The 16,854-nt window shown below is 67.8% G+C and carries 9 protein-coding genes and 2 rRNA genes; 4 read left to right on the top strand and 7 right to left on the bottom strand.

The window, feature by feature from the left end:
• Positions 1–331: 331 nt before the first annotated feature.
• Together ASG23_RS07740 and rrf are read left to right on the top strand one after the other, a co-directional pair.
• Positions 332–3,447, top strand: a 23S ribosomal RNA gene (locus tag ASG23_RS07740).
• A gap of 77 nt (positions 3,448–3,524) precedes the next feature.
• Positions 3,525–3,641: ribosomal RNA gene (rrf, locus tag ASG23_RS07735) — 5S ribosomal RNA — on the top strand.
• An 82-nt stretch (positions 3,642–3,723) separates the two neighbouring features.
• On the opposite strand, the gene ASG23_RS07730 is transcribed toward rrf, so the two are convergent.
• From ASG23_RS07730 to ASG23_RS07715, 4 genes are all read right to left on the bottom strand, one after another.
• Complete coding sequence (locus tag ASG23_RS07730; protein WP_056022505.1) at positions 3,724–4,167, bottom strand: AAA family ATPase; 444 nt, start codon at positions 4,165–4,167, stop codon at positions 3,724–3,726.
• Between the two features lie 74 nt (positions 4,168–4,241).
• On the bottom strand, positions 4,242–6,422 hold the full coding sequence (gene glgB / locus ASG23_RS07725; protein ID WP_056022504.1) for a 1,4-alpha-glucan branching protein GlgB: 2,181 nt from the start codon (positions 6,420–6,422) through the stop codon (positions 4,242–4,244).
• A 60-nt stretch (positions 6,423–6,482) separates the two neighbouring features.
• A complete protein-coding gene (locus ASG23_RS07720; RefSeq protein WP_056022501.1) occupies positions 6,483–7,337 on the bottom strand; it encodes a LacI family DNA-binding transcriptional regulator in 855 nt (284 codons plus the stop codon).
• A gap of 31 nt (positions 7,338–7,368) precedes the next feature.
• The gene (locus ASG23_RS07715) at positions 7,369–9,885 is read right to left on the bottom strand and encodes a glycoside hydrolase family 2 protein (protein WP_056022497.1); all 2,517 of its coding nucleotides are present in this window, start codon (positions 9,883–9,885) and stop codon (positions 7,369–7,371) included.
• Between the two features lie 194 nt (positions 9,886–10,079).
• Between ASG23_RS07715 and ASG23_RS07710 the strand changes: the two genes are divergently transcribed.
• Positions 10,080–12,218, top strand: coding sequence for an alpha-galactosidase (locus ASG23_RS07710; protein ID WP_056022821.1), 2,139 nt, complete (start codon positions 10,080–10,082; stop codon positions 12,216–12,218).
• Between the two features lie 53 nt (positions 12,219–12,271).
• Here ASG23_RS07710 and ASG23_RS07705 read toward each other — a convergent pair whose 3' ends face one another.
• The 3 genes from ASG23_RS07705 to ASG23_RS07695 are packed head-to-tail and all read right to left on the bottom strand — an operon-like array spanning position 12,272 to position 15,401.
• On the bottom strand, positions 12,272–13,093 hold the full coding sequence (locus ASG23_RS07705) for a carbohydrate ABC transporter permease (RefSeq protein WP_056022494.1): 822 nt from the start codon (positions 13,091–13,093) through the stop codon (positions 12,272–12,274).
• On the bottom strand, positions 13,090–14,064 hold the full coding sequence (locus ASG23_RS07700; protein ID WP_056022491.1) for a carbohydrate ABC transporter permease: 975 nt from the start codon (positions 14,062–14,064) through the stop codon (positions 13,090–13,092). The genes ASG23_RS07705 and ASG23_RS07700 overlap by 4 nt, the downstream gene beginning before the upstream one ends.
• Before the next feature lie 8 nt (positions 14,065–14,072).
• Entirely contained in the window at positions 14,073–15,401 is a 1,329-nt protein-coding gene (locus ASG23_RS07695) for an ABC transporter substrate-binding protein (RefSeq protein ID WP_056022488.1), read from the bottom strand.
• A 206-nt stretch (positions 15,402–15,607) separates the two neighbouring features.
• Here ASG23_RS07695 and ASG23_RS07690 point away from each other — a divergent pair, with 206 nt between their 5' ends.
• The gene (locus tag ASG23_RS07690; RefSeq protein ID WP_056022483.1) at positions 15,608–16,849 is read left to right on the top strand and encodes an ROK family transcriptional regulator; all 1,242 of its coding nucleotides are present in this window, start codon (positions 15,608–15,610) and stop codon (positions 16,847–16,849) included.
• Positions 16,850–16,854 lie beyond the last annotated feature (5 nt).

The raw sequence follows: 16,854 nt of genomic DNA, 5'->3' as shown, positions 1-16,854 counted from the left end.
GGCTTTCGAGCTGGTGGCGACCTAGTACGCCAGGCCYTCGGGTTCTGGGTGGGAACGGTTCGTTGCTGGGGAGGGGTCGGCTGGGCACGCTGTTGGGTCCTGAGGGAACAGCCGGAAGGTTGTTCGTTCAGGGTCGCTGCGCACGCGGTCTCACCTGTGGGTGGGGGTCGGGTGCGGGTGGCTGCGGGCTGGTACCGCTCAGACGAACCACCCATCGCACGGTCCCGTAAGGGGTTGGTGTGGTGGGTAGGCGCTGGGGTGAGGGTGCTKGTCCCGGTCGTAGCTTGAGAACTGCACAGTGGACGCGAGCATCTTTTTGAATGATCTTTGTGGTCAAGTTTATAAGGGCACAGGGTGGATGCCTTGGCACTAGGAGCCGAAGAAGGACGTTGTAGCCTGCGATAAGCCTCGGGGAGTTGGCAAACGAACCGTGATCCGAGGATGTCCGAATGGGGAAACCCCGCACGAGTCATGTCGTGTGACCCGCACCTGAATATATAGGGTGTGTGGAGGGAACGGCGGGAAGTGAAACATCTCAGTACCGCCAGGAAGAGATATTCCGTGAGTAGTGGCGAGCGAAAGCGGATCAGGCCAAACCGTGTACGTGTTCAAGCCGGCAGGCGTTGCGTGCACGGGGTTGTGGGACCTTTCAGCTGGTTCTGCCGAATCAGCAGGGAGTCAGAAAGTCGCGTCATAGTCGAAGGGCATTGAAAGGCCCGGCACAGAGGGTGTGACCCCCGTAGACGAAATGGCGTGGCCTCCCGAAGGGGATCCCAAGTAGCTCCGGGCCCGAGAAACCTGGAGTGAATCTGCACAGACCACTGTGTAAGCCTAAATACTACCTAGTGACCGATAGCGGACAAGTACCGTGAGGGAAAGGTGAAAAGTACCCCGGGAGGGGAGTGAAATAGTACCTGAAACCGTGTGCCTACAATCCGTTGGAGCCTCCCTAGCAGGGGTGACAGCGTGCCTTTTGAAGAATGAGCCTGCGAGTTAGTGGTACGTGGCGAGGTTAACCCGTGTGGGGAAGCCGTAGCGAAAGCGAGTCCGAATAGGGCGATTCAGTCGCGTGCTCTAGACCCGAAGCGGAGTGATCTAGCCATGGGCAGGTTGAAGCGCGGGTAAGACCGCGTGGAGGACCGAACCCACCAGGGTTGAAAACCTGGGGGATGACCTGTGGTTAGGGGTGAAAGGCCAATCAAACTCCGTGATAGCTGGTTCTCCCCGAAATGCATTTAGGTGCAGCGTCACGTGTTTCTTGCCGGAGGTAGAGCTACTGGATAGCCGATGGGCCCCACCAGGTTACTGACGTTAGCCAAACTCCGAATGCCGGTAAGCCAGAGCGTGGCAGTGAGACTGCGGGGGATAAGCTCCGTAGTCGAGAGGGAAACAGCCCAGACCACCAGCTAAGGCCCCTAAGCGTATGCTAAGTGGGAAAGGATGTGGAGTTGCACAGACAACCAGGAGGTTGGCTTAGAAGCAGCCACCCTTGAAAGAGTGCGTAATAGCTCACTGGTCAAGTGATTCCGCGCCGACAATGTAGCGGGGCTCAAGTATACCGCCGAAGCTGTGGCATTCACATATCAGCTCAGCGCACCTTCGGGTGTGTTCAGGCGTGTGGATGGGTAGGGGAGCGTCGTGTGGCGAGTGAAGTCGCGGGGGAACCCAGCGGTGGACGCCACACGAGTGAGAATGCAGGCATGAGTAGCGAATGACGGGTGAGAAACCCGTCCGCCGAATGATCAAGGGTTCCAGGGCCAGGCTAATCCGCCCTGGGTAAGTCGGGACCTAAGGCGAGGCCGACAGGCGTAGTCGATGGACAACGGGTTGATATTCCCGTACCGGCGAAGAACCGCCCATACCGAGCCCGGTGATGCTAAACGCCCGAGACGTCACATCGTCCCTTCGGGGACACCGTGGCGTGGAGCGCGTGACCCGAACCGGTAGTAGGTAAGCGTATTAACAGGGGTGACGCAGGAAGGTAGCCAAGCGTGGCGATGGTAGTCCACGTCCAAGGTCGTAGGGCGAGGTGTAGGCAAATCCGCACCTCACATAGCCTGAGAGCTGACGGTGACCGCGAATGCGGGAATCTGGTGATCCTATGCTGCCAAGAAAAGCCTCGACGCGAGGTTCTAGCCGCCCGTACCCCAAACCGACTCAGGTGATCAGGTAGAGAATACCAAGGCGATCGAGAGAATCGTGGTTAAGGAACTCGGCAAAATGCCCCCGTAACTTCGGGAGAAGGGGGGCCTGAAGCGTGAACCGACTTGCTCGGGGAGCGTGAAGGGCCGCAGAGACCAGGGAGAAGCGACTGTTTACTAAAAACACAGGTCCGTGCGAAGTCGCAAGACGATGTATACGGACTGACGCCTGCCCGGTGCTGGAAGGTTAAGAGGACGGGTCAGCCGCAAGGCGAAGCTCAGAATTTAAGCCCCAGTAAACGGCGGTGGTAACTATAACCATCCTAAGGTAGCGAAATTCCTTGTCGGGTAAGTTCCGACCTGCACGAATGGCGTAACGACTTCTCCGCTGTCTCAACCGCGAACTCGGCGAAATTGCACTACGAGTAAAGATGCTCGTTACGCGCAGCAGGACGGAAAGACCCCGGGACCTTTACTATAGTTTGGTATTGGTGTTCGGTGCGGCTTGTGTAGGATAGGTGGGAGACTGTGAAGCCGGCACGCCAGTGTCGGTGGAGTCAACGTTGAAATACCACTCTGGTCGCTCTGGATATCTAACCTCGGTCCGTGATCCGGATCAGGGACAGTGCCTGATGGGTAGTTTAACTGGGGCGGTTGCCTCCTAAAATGTAACGGAGGCGCTCAAAGGTTCCCTCAGCCTGGTTGGCAATCAGGTGGCGAGTGCAAGTGCACAAGGGAGCTTGACTGTGAGACTGACAGGTCGAGCAGGGACGAAAGTCGGAACTAGTGATCCGGCGGTGGCTTGTGGAAGCGCCGTCGCTCAACGGATAAAAGGTACCCCGGGGATAACAGGCTGATCTTGCCCAAGAGTCCATATCGACGGCATGGTTTGGCACCTCGATGTCGGCTCGTCGCATCCTGGGGCTGGAGTAGGTCCCAAGGGTTGGGCTGTTCGCCCATTAAAGCGGTACGCGAGCTGGGTTTAGAACGTCGTGAGACAGTTCGGTCCCTATCCGCTGCGCGCGCAGGAAACTTGAGAAGGGCTGTCCCTAGTACGAGAGGACCGGGACGGACGAACCTCTGGTGTGCCAGTTGTTCCGCCAGGAGCACGGCTGGTTAGCTACGTTCGGAAGGGATAACCGCTGAAAGCATCTAAGCGGGAAGCCTGCTTCAAGATGAGGTTTCCATGCCCCCTCGAGGGGTGAGAGGCTCCCAGCTAGACCACTGGGTAGATAGGCCGGATGTGGAAGAGGGGACTCAAGACCCTTGCAGCTGACCGGTACTAATAAGCCGACAACTTCACCACACCATTCAATGCGTGTACGCGTCCACTGTGCGGTTCCCGAGTAACGAACGGGAACCCGTTTGACAACTCGACAGCGTTACGGCGGTCATAGCGAAGGGGAAACGCCCGGTCCCATTCCGAACCCGGAAGCTAAGCCCTTCAGCGCCGATGGTACTGCACTCGCCAGGGTGTGGGAGAGTAGGACGCCGCCGGACATCATTCAGRAAGAGCCACCCCTACGGGGGTGGCTCTTTCTGTTTCCTGGACTATTCCTGGCTGTCGTCAGAGGGGTTTCATTCATCCGAGGATGAGTTCTTCGACGGCGTCCGCGAGCTCGGAGACTGGTCGTCGACCGTCCAGCTCGACCGTCGCGCTTCGGCGCAGGAGTGGCTCCACCGTGGCCAGGTAGCCGGCGATCTCCGCTCGATCCGCTGGAGACGACCCGTAGGGGTTGCCCGTGCGGTTCTGGACGCGTTGCAGGAGGACGCTGAGGGGCGCGCTGAGCAGGACTACGTGGTCGAAGCGGTCGTGGAACCGACCCTGGTTCTCGACCGTCCCGGAGACCACGACATGGGTGTTCTCGGCGAGCAGCCGGGACATGCGCGGCTCGTCCCAGGTCCCGTCGGGCAGCTCCCAGTGGCCGTAGTCGGTGTCGACGGCGTGATGTCCCCGGTCCCGCAGCGCGGCGAGGAGCGTGGACTTGCCGACGCCCGACATCCCGGTCACCAGCACGCGCGCCATGTGTCCGACCGTAGACGGAAAGGAGCCCGCACCGAGTGGTGCGGGCTCCTTGCGTCTTGCCGTCGTGTCCGAGGTCAGCCGGCCTCGAAGACGACGATGCCCAGCGGAGGGACGCGGATCGAGGCGGAGTACGGGCGGCCGTAGTGCGGCTCGGGGAGTGCCTCGATCTCGCCGAGGTTGCCGACGCCGGAGCCGCCGTACGCCTCGGAGTCGGAGTTGAAGACCTCGTGCCATCGACCACCGCGGGGGAGAGCGAGGCGGTAGCCCTCGTGCGGGATGCCGGCGAAGTTGACGACGACCGCGACGGGTGGGGCGTCGTAACCCTTCCGGAGGTACGCGAGGGTGTTGCGGAAGGCATCGTCGGAGTCGATCCACTCGAACCCGTCGGGGGAGTGGTCCAGCTGCCAGAGGGCGGGGGTGTCCTTGTAGACGCGGTTGAGGTCCGCCACGGAGCGCATGACGCCCTGGTGGGCGGGGTCGTCGAGCGCGTGCCAGTCGAGGGAGCGCGACTCGGCCCACTCGGTCTGCTGGGCGAACTCGGTGCCCATGAAGAGCAGCTGCTTGCCGGGATGGGTCCACTGATACCCGACCAGGAGGCGGACGCCCGCGAGCTTCTGCCAGTGGTCGCCGGGCATGCGCTCGTAGAGGGAGCCCTTGCCGTGCACGACCTCGTCGTGGCTGATGGGGAGCACGAAGCGCTCGGAGTAGGCGTAGACCATCGAGAAGGTGATCTCGTTGTGGTGGTAACGCCGGTGGACGGGTTCCTCGGCCAGGTAGCGCAGGGTGTCGTTCATCCAGCCCATGTTCCACTTCAGGCCGAACCCGAGGCCGTTGCCGTCGGTGGGGGCGGTCACGCCGGGCCACGCGGTGGACTCCTCGGCGATCATCATGATCCCCGGGGTGCGCCGGTAGGCCGTGGCGTTGGCCTCCTGGAGGAACGAGATGGCATCCAGGTTCTCGCGGCCGCCGTACTGGTTCGGCCGCCACTGGCCGGGCTTGCGGGAGTAGTCGAGGTACAGCATCGACGCGACGGCGTCGACGCGCAGGCCGTCGATGTGGAACTCCTCGAGCCAGTAGGTGGCGTTGGCGACGAGGAAGTTGCGGACCTCGGAGCGGCCGAAGTTGAAGACGTACGTGCCCCAGTCGGGGTGCTCACCGAGCAGCGGGTCCGGGTGCTCGTAGAGCGCGGTGCCGTCGAACTGGGCGAGGGACCACTCGTCCTTGGGGAAGTGGGCGGGGACCCAGTCGACGATGACGCCGACGCCGGCCTTGTGCAGCGTGTCGACGAGGTAGCGGAAGTCGTCAGGGTGCCCGAAGCGTGAGGTCGGGGCGAAGTAGGACGACACCTGGTAGCCCCAGGACCCACCGAAGGGGTGCTCGGCGACGGGCATCAGCTCGACGTGCGTGAAGCCGAGCGAGACGACGTGCTCGGTCAGCTGCTGGGCCAGCTCGCGGTAGGACAGCCCGATCCGCCACGAGCCGAGGTGGACCTCGTAGACGCTCATGGGTGCCGTGTGGGGGTCGCGGGCGGCGCGGGCGGTCAGCCATGCGTCGTCGGTCCACTGGTAGCGGGACTCGACCACCACGGAGGCCGTCGCGGGCGGCACCTCGGTGCCCTGCGCGAGCGGGTCGGCCTTCTGGCGCCACGAGCCGTCGTTGCCGAGGATCTCGAACTTGTAGCGGGCACCGGCGCCGATCCCGGGGGCGAAGACCTCCCAGATGCCGCTGTCGCCCAGCGAACGCATCGCGTGGGAGGCGCCCTGCCAGTAGTTGAAGTCGCCGACGACGCGCACGGCACGGGCGTTGGGCGCCCAGACGGCGAACGACGTGCCGCTGACCTCGCCCAGCTCCCCGCCGTAGCTGCGCACGTTGGCGCCCAGGACGGTCCACAGCTGTTCGTGCCGACCCTCGCGCACCAGGTGGCGGTCCAGCTCCTGCACCGTGGGCAGGAAGCGGTAGGGGTCGTCGACGGTGGTGGTGTACCCGTCGTACGTCACCTCGAGGCGGTAGTCGGGGACGTCAGCGCCCGGGAGGACCGCGACCCAGATCCCGTCCTGCTCGTGGCGCGCAGCGACACGTGACGAGGACGTCACGACCACCACCGACTCGGCGAGCGGGCGCAGGGTGCGGACGGTGACACCGCCACCCCCTACGTGGGGGCCGAGGACGTCGTGCGGTGCGTAGTACGCCCCGTGGGCGACGGTACGGAGGGTGTCGTTGTCGACGGGAACCGGAGAGGGGGCGGCCGGGCTCATGCCCCTACCCAACCACCCGCGGGGGTTCTGCGCAGGATTGTCCCTGTGGTGACCTGCACCTCAGGCGTCGGCGACGGGCGCGGTGGTCGTCGTTCCCCGCGCCACCAGCCGTGGCAGGGGCGCGGTGTAGGAGCGGACGGTGCCGGAGGCGAGCAGGTTGAGCACGCAGTCGGCCACCTGGACGCCCATCGCGTGCACGTCGAGGCTCATGGCCGACAGGGCGGGGTGGGACAGCCGGCAGAGCGCCGAGTCGTCCCAGGCGAGCAGGGACAGGCGCTCGGGCACGGCGACGTCCATCTCGTGCGCGACGCCGAGGCCTGCGACGGCCATGACGTCGTTGTCGTAGATGATCGCCGACGGCGGGTCGCCCCGGCCGAGGAGTGCGCGGGTGGTGCGGGTGCCGGACTCCTCGCCGTAGTCACCCTCGACGACCGCACCGTGCGCGCCGAGGCGAGCGCACTCACCCGTGAACGCGTCGGTCCGTGCCTGGGTGTGGGCCAGGTGGCGAGGACCGCTGACGCGGGCCAGGCGCCGGTGGCCGAGGCCGACGAGGTGGGTCACCGCGGTCCGCATGGCCTCGGCGTTGTCGATCCAGACGTTGGCGAACGGCAGGTCGGGGCGCGGGCCGCCGACGACGACGGTGGGGATGCCGAGCTCGCCCAGCACGTCCAGCCGCGAGTCCTCGAGCGCGATGTTGACCACCACGACGGCGTCGACGAGCTTGCCCTCGCCCCAGCGACGGTACGTGCGGATCTCCGCGTCGTGGTCAGGGACGACGTGCAGGAGCAGCGAGCGCCCCTCGGCAGCCAGGGACTCCTCGATGCCGCCGATGAGCTCCATGAAGAACGGCTCGAAGCCGAGCATGCGGGCGGGCCGAGCCAGAACCAGTCCCACCGCGTCGAGCCCATGTGCCATGGACGCGAGCGTACCTGCGGCAGGACGTGGTTCAGACGGGCGACTGGGTGAGGTCACGTGCGCCGGCCCGGGGGAGCACCACGTCGTTGGCGGAGCGCAGCACCGGGGTGCGCGTGAGGTCGGCGGGGTCGAACGCCCCTCGGGTGCGTACGTGGAACGAGGCGGTGGCACCCGCCGGGATGTCGACGAGGGCGGTGTCGACGACGGCGTCGGGGTCGAGCCGGTCGACGAGGAGCGTGACGTCGCGGGCGAACGAGGTCGCCTTCACGTCCACGCGGTAGCCGTCCTGGACGGGGGTCACCGAGGCGTTCAGGGCGTCCGGGACGAGGGCCAGGTCGACGTCCTCGACCCAGGTGTGGACCGTCTGGAGGTCGCCGAGGCGCGCGACGAGGACCTCCTGCGACGCGTCGGCGGGGGTCGCGACGGTGCCCGGGAGGGCGAACTGGCCGACGGACCAGGCCCCGACGGCGAGCGCGAGGTCCTCCTCGGCGAGAACGGAGCCGTCCAGGCGCTGGCGGGAGAGGCGGACGATCCCCTGCCAGAGGACGGGGGTCTCGTTCACGACCGCGAGCACCTCGCGACCCTCACGCGGCTGCACGGTGAGCAGGCGCGTCGCGTACGCGGACCTCAGCGCGTACCAGAGAGGCTTGGGACGCTCGTCGCCGTCGATCGCCGCCCACGACGTCACGGGCCAGCAGTCGTTGAGCTGCCAGACGATCGAGCCGGCGGTGCGCGGCCACCAGGAGCGGTAGTGCTCGATGGCGAACCGGACGGCCCGCGCCTGGTTCAGCTGGGCCGCCCAGTGCCAGTCCGCGAAGTCGTCAGGCACGCCGAGGTGCGGCTCCATACCGCGGTCGAGCTTGCCGTTGCCGTCCTCGGCCTTCTGGTGCAGGAGGAACACCGGGTCATCCTTGGTCAGCGGGCCGCCGTCGGCCGCGTGGACCGCGCGCGTGAGGGTGGCCCACGTCGGCGGGGCCTGGAAGCCGAACTCGGAGCAGAAGCGGGGGACGTCGTCGCCGTACACGCGGTAGTCGACGCGGTTCCACACCTCCCACTGGTGGAACGTGCCGTGGTCGGGGTCGTTGGGGTGCACCTCGGTGAGCGCGGCCCCGGGGGAGTACGGGCTCCCGTCGGAGTACGGGCGGGTGGGGTCGAGCTCGGCCACGATGCCCTTGAGCAGCTCCGTGGCGTAGCGGAAGCCCCAGGTGCGGCCCTGGAGGTCTTCCTGCCAGCCCCAGTCCATGAAGCCCCAGAGGTTCTCGTTGCCGCCGTTCCAGAGCACCAGGGACGGGTGGGGGGCCAGCCGGGCGACGTTCTCGCGGGCCTCGGCCTCGAGCTCGTCCCAGAGCGGCTGCTCCTCGGGGTACGCGGCGCAGGCCAGCAGGAAGTCCTGCCAGACCAGCAGACCGCGCTCGTCGCAGAGGTCGTAGAAGTCCTCCGACTCGTAGATCCCGCCACCCCAGATGCGCACCAGGTTCAGGTTGGCGTCCACGGCCTGGTCCAGCCGGTGCGCGAGCCGCTCGCGGGTGATGCGGGTGAGCAGGTGGTCGTCGGGGATCCAGTTGGCACCCTTGACGAAGATCGGGCGGCCGTTGATCCGGAACGTGAAGGTGGTCCCGTGGTCGTCGGCGCTGGTGTCCAGCTCGACGGTGCGGAAGCCGATCCGGCGCGTCCACGTGTCGAGGGGCTCCTCCGGGTCCGCCCCGACGAGGGCGACCGTGAGCTCCGACAGCGGCTGGGCGCCGTGGCCGACTGGCCACCACAGCGGGGCATGCGGAACCTCGAGGACGAGGACGGCCGAGCTCGCGTCCGCCGGCACCGTCACGGTGACGTCGGCGCCGGCGACCCGGGCGTGCACCGTGAGCGGGACGTCCCCGCCCGGCAGGCCAGAACGCTCGATCGTCGCGTGCACCTCGACGCGGCCGGTGCCGGCGGTGTCGACCGTGACGAGCGGTCGGACCCCGGCGAGGCGGGCCACCGTCCAGCGCTCCACCGTCACGGGGCGCCACAGGCCGGCGGTCTGCAGGTCCGGTCCCCAGTCCCAGCCGAACGAGCAGGCCATCTTGCGGACCATGTTGAACGGCTGCTGGTACGCCAGCGGACGCGGTCCGAGGCGGACGGCCTCGGCCTCGGCGTGGACCAGGGCCGAGTGCAGCAGGACGCGCAGGCGCTGCGTCGTCGGACGGAGCAGGTCGCGGACGTCGAAGCGGTAGGAGCGGTGCTGGTTGGCCGTCCGGCCGATCTCCTGCCCGTCGAACGTGAGCGTCGCGACGGTGTCGATGCCGTCGAAGACGAGGTCGACGCGCTCGTCAGGCGCGGCGGGCGCGAGGTCCAGGTCGCGCTCGTACGCCCAGTCGGTGCGTCGCATCCACGCCAGGACCTCTTCGTTGCGGTCGAGGTACGGGTCCGGGATGAGGCCCGCCTCGAGGAGAGCCGTGTGGCTGGTGCCGGGTACGCGGGCACGGACGCGACGGCCGTCGAGGTCGGTCGGGACGGGGCCGGCGACAGCGGTCAGCGACCAGCCGTCGTACAGGTCCTGGGTGTTCATCGTCGAGCTCCTGGGTCCGGGGGTCCGGCGTGCGTGCGCCGCATCCTCGCGACGAACATCGTCGGCTCCCGGGGAGGGGCCGATCATCTGGCAAGTACCCTGGAGCCATTCTTAGACAACTGAATAAAGTAAGTCAATGACGCGGGGACGTAGCGTTGCACCGATCCGTCCCGCCCGACCTGGAGACACCTCTCGTGACCGCTGACGCCACCGTTGCCGAGCTCGTGCACCTGCGCGCCGCGGGGGTGAGTCTCGTCGTCGACCTGAGCGGCGGGACCCTCCCGCGGATCCTGCACTGGGGCGGTGATCTGGGCCCCCTCGACGGCGCGGCGCTCGCCGCCGCGCGCCGCGCCTGGGACGTCGTCCCGCACGGGTTCCCGGTCGACGGCCAGGTCGAGGTCGCGGTGCTCCCGCAGGAGTCGGCGGGCTTCCTCGGCACGCCGGGGCTGGTCGGCAGCCGCGCCGGGCAGGACTTCTCGACGCTGTTCGCCGTCCGCTCCCACGAGGTCGTCACCACGGACGACGGGACGCAGCGACTGACCGTGGACGCGGCCGACGACGACGCTCGGCTCGCGCTGACCCTCGAGCTCGAGCTGACCGCGCAGGGGCTCGTCCGCCAGCGTGCAGTCCTCACCAACGAGGCGGACGACGTCTTCAGCCTCGACGCGCTGCTCCTCACGCTCCCCGTCCCCGCGGTGGCCACCGAGCTGCTCGACTTCACCGGGCGCTGGGCGCGGGAACGCAGCCCGCAGCGCACGGCCTTCACGCACGGCACGCGGCTGCGCGAGAACCGGCGCGGACGCACGGGCTACGACGCGGCGTTCGTCCTCGTCGCAGGGACGACGGGGTTCGCCAACCGCACCGGCGAGGTCTGGGGCGTCCACACGGCATGGTCCGGCAACCACCGCTCGCTCGCCGAGCGCAGCCACTACCACCCCGGGCTCCTCGGTGGTGGTGAGCTGCTCGGGTCTGGCGAGGTGCGGCTGGGCCGCGGGGAGTCCTACACCAGCCCGTGGGTCTACGGGTCGTGGGGAGTGGGGCTCGACGCTCTCGCGGGCCGGTTCCACGCCTGGATGCGTGCGCGGCCGCAGCACCCGCGCACACCTCGTCCCGTCACGCTCAACACGTGGGAGGCCGTCTACTTCCAGCACGACCTCGGACGGCTGACCGCGCTCGCAGACGCCGCGGCGGCTGTCGGGGCCGAGCGGTTCGTGCTCGACGACGGGTGGTTCGGCGACCGTCGCGACGACAGCCGGGCGCTGGGGGACTGGTACGTGTCGGCGGACGTGTGGCCCGACGGCCTGCACCCGCTGGTGGACCACGTCACCGCGCTCGGCCTGCAGTTCGGGCTCTGGGTGGAGCCCGAGATGGTGAACATCGACTCCGACCTGGCCCGGGCGCACCCCGACTGGATCCTGCGCGTGCCGTCCCGGCTGCCGCGGGAGGCCCGGCACCAGCAGGTGCTCGACCTCGCCGTGCCCGAGGCATATTCGTACATCCTCGAGCGCCTCGACGCCCTGCTCACCGAGTACCCGATCGGGTACCTCAAGTGGGACCACAACCGCGACCTCGTCGACGCCGGCCACGGGGGCGCCCCGGGTGTGCACGGGCAGACGCTCGCCGTCTACCGGCTGCTCGACGAGCTGCGGGAACGGCACCCCGTGGTCGAGATCGAGTCCTGCTCCTCGGGCGGGGCGCGCATCGACCTGGAGATCCTGCAGCGCACCGACCGGGTGTGGGCCAGCGACTGCATCGACGCGTACGAGCGGCAGCAGATCCAGCGGTGGACCAACCTGCTGATCCCGCTGGAGCTGATCGGCGCGCACATCGGCTCCGGCACGGCGCACAGCACCGGTCGACGGCACGCCCTGCCCTTCCGGGCGGCGACGGCCCTGTTCGGGCACCTGGGGATCGAGTGGGACCTCCAGGAGGCCGACGAGGCGCAGCTGGCCGACCTGACCGCCTGGATCGCGCTGTACAAGGACGTGCGCGCCTTGCTGCACTCGGGGACGGCCGTGCACGCGGACGTCGTCGACCCCGCCGTCGCCGTGCACGGCGTGGTCGCGCAGGACCGCGGCGACGCGCTGTTCGCGATCACGATGACGGACCGGTCGACGGCCACCGTCCTGCCGCGTGTCACGCTGCCGGGTCTGGACCCGGACGCGGTCTACCACGTCCGCCCGCAGGCACCGGGGGACGACGTGGACCACGCGCCGGCCTGGTGGACCCCCGAGGGTGTCCGGCTGCCCGGTCGGCTGCTGTCGGGCGCGGGCCTCGAGGCGCCCCTGCAGCTGCCCGAGCGCATCGCGCTGGTCCGGGCGACCCGGGTCTGAACGACGACGGGGGACGGCCGGCCGGCCGCCCCCCGTCCACAGACTCCGCCGGGCTACTTCGTCGCGCCCGAGGTGAAGCCGTTGTAGATGTACCGCTGGAGGAACAGGAACAGCACCAGGATCGGGATGATCGTGATCATCACGCCGGCCGAGATGACCTCCCACTGCGACCCGTACGGTCCCTTGAACGCGAACAGCGCGGTGGAGATCGGCTGCGTCGACGGGTCGTTGAGGTAGAGGAACGGCAGGAAGAACTCGTTGTAGATGCCGATGCCCTTGATGATGACGACGGTCGCGATCGCGGGCTTGAGGTTGGGCAGGATGATCTGGAAGAAGATCCGCAGGTGCCCTGCGCCCTCGATCGTCGCGGCCTCGTCCAACGACTTCGGGATGCTGCGCATGAACTGCACGAAGATGTAGATCGAGACGATGTCCGTGCCCATGAACAGCAGGATTAGCGCCCAGCGCGAGCCGTAGAGCCCGAGGGCGTTGATGATCTGGAACGTCGCGACCTGCGTCGTGACACCCGGTACGAGCGTCGCCAGCAGGAAGAGCCCCACCACGGCGGCGCGTCCCACGAACCTGAAGCGGTCCAGCGCGTACGCCGTGGCCGCACCGATGAAGATGGTGCCGATGATGGCCGCCCCGAAGATGAGCACGGTGTTGAAGAACGCCAGGCCCATCCCGCCGCGGGTGAAGGCGGTCGCGTAGTTCTCGAAGTTGAACCAGTCCTGCGGAGGCGTGAGCGGTCCCGTCGAGAGGAACTCCTGGTTCGTCTTGAACGAGCCGAACACGATGAGCCCGAGCGGCAGGAGCGTGCAGATCGAGGCGATGACGAGCGTGAGGTACTTCGCCGTGCTGGTGGCGGTCTTCACGTGAGGTCCACCTCCTCCTCGGGGACGAGCCTGCGCTGGAGCCAGGTGACGAGCAGGACGAAGATCAGCAGCACGACGGCCATCGCGGACGCGAGCCCGACCATGTTGCGCTCGAAGGCCATCCAGACGGTGCGGATGACGAACGTCTCCGTGCCGTTGGCACCGTTGGTCATCACGAACGGGATCTCGAAGACGGACAGCGAGCCGGAGATGCCGAGGATGAAGGCCAGACCGACGATGGGTCGGATCGACGGCAGGATGATGTGCCAGAACTCGTCCCAGCGGTTCGCGCCGTCGAGGGCGGCAGCTTCGTAGATCTCCGAGTTGATGGACTGGATCGCGCCGAGGAACATCACGAACGTCAGCCCGGTGTACCGCCAGACGGAGACGGCCGCGAGCGAGTAGTTGGCGATGTCCGGGTCACCCGTCCACTGGTGGATGAGGCTCTCGAGCCCCGTGTTCATCAGGACGGTGTCGAGCCCTCCGCCGGGCTTGAGGAAGTTGAGGAAGATGAGCCCGATCGCGACGCCGTTGATCAGGTAGGGGAAGAACAGGATGCCCTTCCACATGTTCTTGAACCGGATCTTGGCCGACAGGATGGTCGCGAAGTAGAGCGCGAGAGCCATCTGCACGAACGAGCCCACGACGTAGAACAGCGAGACGTAGAAGACCCGCAGGTTCTCCGGGTCGGTGAACACCTCGACGTAGTTCTCGGCGCCGATGAAGTTCTTGGTCTTGTCGAGCCCGTCCCAGTCGGTGACCGAGTACCAGAACATGTTGACGACGGGCGTGTACGTCAGGAGCAGCAGCAGCCCGACGGGGATGAGCAGGAACAGGTAGGGCGTGAGCCGGCGGTACCGCGCGGAGCCACGGCCCACCCCACCGGGGGTCTTCCCGGTGGGGTGGGCCAGGTCGGGCTCTGACGCGGCAGCGGCGGCCTGGCCGGTGAAGCTCGAGGCTGCAGTCGTCATGGTGGGTCTCAGGCGCCGGCGTCGGCGCGTCCCTCTGCCCACTTGGAGTTCAGGTCGTCGAAGATCTGCTCCTTCGTGCGGGCACCGGATCGGGCGTCGTCGATGAGCGACAAGCGGTACTTCGGGTCCGTCGTGACGATGCCCGACGCGGTGTCGATGTCCGCGAAGAGCGACTCCTTGCCCTCGGGGGCCGGGTTCATCGTGATGAGCTCGACCTCGGACATGAAGCCCTCGAGCGCGGCGGGCACCGGGCCGTCGATGAGCGGCGACAGGCCGACCTGCGCCTCGGAGAAGCCGGACTCGTGGTTGAACCAGTCGATCCACGCACGCGCGGTCGCCTTGTTCTTCGAGTTCACGTTGATGCCGAGGTTGTAGTCGCCACCGGCCACCGTGTGGAACTTGCCGTCGACCTGCGACGGGGTCGGCATGTACGCGATGTCCGACGGGTCGGCGCCCGCGGCCTCACCGGCCGCAGCCATCTGCGGGATGGCCCACGAGCCGAGCACCATCGTCGCGACCTCGCCGACGCCGATCATGCGCTTGCTGCCCTCCCAGTCGGTCGTGGTCGGGTCGGCCTCGGTGAGGCCCTGCGCGACGGCGTCGTAGATCGTGCCGTCGATGACGCCGGAGTCCGACTCCTCGGTCCACGGGGTGTCCGTCTGCGTCATCTCGTTGACGTAGTCCGGGTTCGCCGTGACGGCCCCGCGCCAGCCCTCCCACTGCGAGAGCGCCCAGGAGTCCTTGTAGTTGGTGTAGAGCGGCGCGACCGAGGCGGCTCCGCTGTCCTTGATGGCCTGCAGGTCGTCGAGGAACTCCTGCGGGTTGGTCGGGAACTCGGTGACCCCGGCCTCCTCCCAGATGCGCTTGTTGTAGAGGATGCCCTGGACGTTGCCGACGACGGGGATGCCGTAGGACTTGCCCTCGAAGGACTTGTCGTTGAGCCAGCGGTACTCCTTCTCCATCTCGGCCTGGTCGCCGAGCGGCTCGAAGAAGTCGGGCAGCTGGTCGGGGGTGACCGAGCCGGGGATCGCGAGGACGTCGCCGTAGTCGTCGGTGTTCATGCGGGTCTTGACCGTGCCCTCGTAGTCGGTCACGCCCTCGACGTTGACCTCGGTGACCTCGGGGTACTTGGCCTTGAACGTCTCGACGTACTCGTCGAACGTGCCGTCCTCCACGAGGTCGGTGCGCCAGGTCAGGACGGTGAGCTCCCCCGAGGGGGTGCCGTCGTCGTTGCCTTCGTCGTCACCGGCGCCGCCCGAGCACGCGGCGGTGAGGGCGAGGAGCGAGCTGGCGGCCGCGAACGCCATGAGGCGGGTGCGTCGCTTCTGAGGGAACATCGTTGATCCTCTCTTCGGGCCGGCACCTCCGCGTGCCGACCAGGGTCTGATGGGGCACCGCGGCTCGGGGGTCGAGTTCACTGTGCTTCGCGTGGCATTCTTAGGCAAGTGAACAAAGTTAGTCAACGGGCGTGTCCTAGAAGACTCACGACGTACCCAGATCGTTATGGTGTGCCACAAGGGGACGACCCCACGGAGGAGGACTGGTGAGCGGCTCCCAGCCGGGCCTCGGCGCCGCGCACGCGAGCAGCCGATCGGCGATCCTGGATCTCATCCGGGCCGCCGGGACGATCAGCCGCGTCGAGTTGACGCGCGCGACGGGACTCACCGCGGCGACCATCTCCACGGTCGTGCGGCGGCTCATCGACGACGGTCTCGTGCTCGAGGTCGGGCGCGCGGAGTCGACCGGCGGCAAGCCGCGCATGCTCCTGCAGCTCGACCCGTCCGCGCGCTACGCGGTCGGCGTCCACCTCGACCACGCCGGCATCACCTACGTCATCGCCAACCTCGGCGGCGCGATCGTCGCCCGCTGGCGGCGGCCTGGAGCCGGGTCCGACGACCCTGCCACCGTCGTCGCCCGCATCGCCGCGGAGGTCCGCACGACCATCACACGGGTCGGCGTCGACCCCGCGCGCATCCTCGGGCTGGGCGTCGTCTCGCCGGGACCGATCTCCGCGTCGACGGGGATGACGCTCACCCCGCCCGTCATGCAGCGCTGGGCCGAGTTCCCGCTCGGCGCCGCCCTCGAGGACGCCGTCGGGCTGTCCGTCCTGCTCGACAACGACGCGACCGCCGCCGCCATCGGCGAGTACTGGTCCGGCGGGATCGCCACCGGCTCGGCGTTCGCCGCGCTCTACATGGGCACCGGCATCGGCGCCGGGATCATCGTCGACGGCACCGTCTACCGCGGGTCCAGCTCGAACGCCGGCGAGGTCGGGCACATCTGCGTCGACCTCGACGGTCCCGTCTGCTGGTGCGGGAACGTCGGGTGCGTCGAGGTGCTCGCGGGACCGGCGGCGGTCGTCGCGGCCGCCCGTGACGCGGGCCTCGACCTGCCCGGCCGCAACGTCGCGGAGAACTTCGGCGCGCTCGCCCGCGCGGCCAGCCGGGGTGAGGACCTGCCGCTGCAGCTGCTCGAGCGGTCCTCGCGGTACCTCGGCGTCGCGGCGCAGACCCTGGCCAACGTGCTCGACCTCGAGCTCGTCATCCTCACCGGGCCGGCCTTCGCGCTCGCGGGGTCGCTGTACCTGCCCGAGATCGAGCGCCGGCTCGGCCAGTCGTTCTTCGCCCGGGGCAGCCACCCCGTGCGGGTGACCATCTCCTCGAACGCCCCTGAGGCGGCCGCGGTGGGTGCGGCGGCGCTGGTGCTCCAGAGCGAGCTGGCGCCGCGCCAGGCGGGCCTGCGGATGCCGCTGGAGCTGCCTCTCGAGGTCACCGCCGGCGCCTGAGCGCC

This window comes from Cellulomonas sp. Leaf395, assembly GCF_001424125.1.
Classification (GTDB): Bacteria; Actinomycetota; Actinomycetes; order Actinomycetales; family Cellulomonadaceae; genus Cellulomonas.
Note: the sequence above shows the minus strand (reverse complement) of the source record. Positions and strands in the feature narration are given on the sequence as shown.

Coding starts and splice junctions, on each gene's coding strand:
- ASG23_RS07720 (WP_056022501.1), bottom strand. CDS start 7,337: ATGGCACATGGGCTCGACGCGGTGGGACTGGTTCTGGCTCGGCCCGCC.
- ASG23_RS07715 (WP_056022497.1), bottom strand. CDS start 9,885: ATGAACACCCAGGACCTGTACGACGGCTGGTCGCTGACCGCTGTCGCC.
- ASG23_RS07730 (WP_056022505.1), bottom strand. CDS start 4,167: ATGGCGCGCGTGCTGGTGACCGGGATGTCGGGCGTCGGCAAGTCCACG.
- glgB (WP_056022504.1), bottom strand. CDS start 6,422: ATGAGCCCGGCCGCCCCCTCTCCGGTTCCCGTCGACAACGACACCCTC.
- ASG23_RS07700 (WP_056022491.1), bottom strand. CDS start 14,064: ATGACGACTGCAGCCTCGAGCTTCACCGGCCAGGCCGCCGCTGCCGCG.
- ASG23_RS07695 (WP_056022488.1), bottom strand. CDS start 15,401: ATGTTCCCTCAGAAGCGACGCACCCGCCTCATGGCGTTCGCGGCCGCC.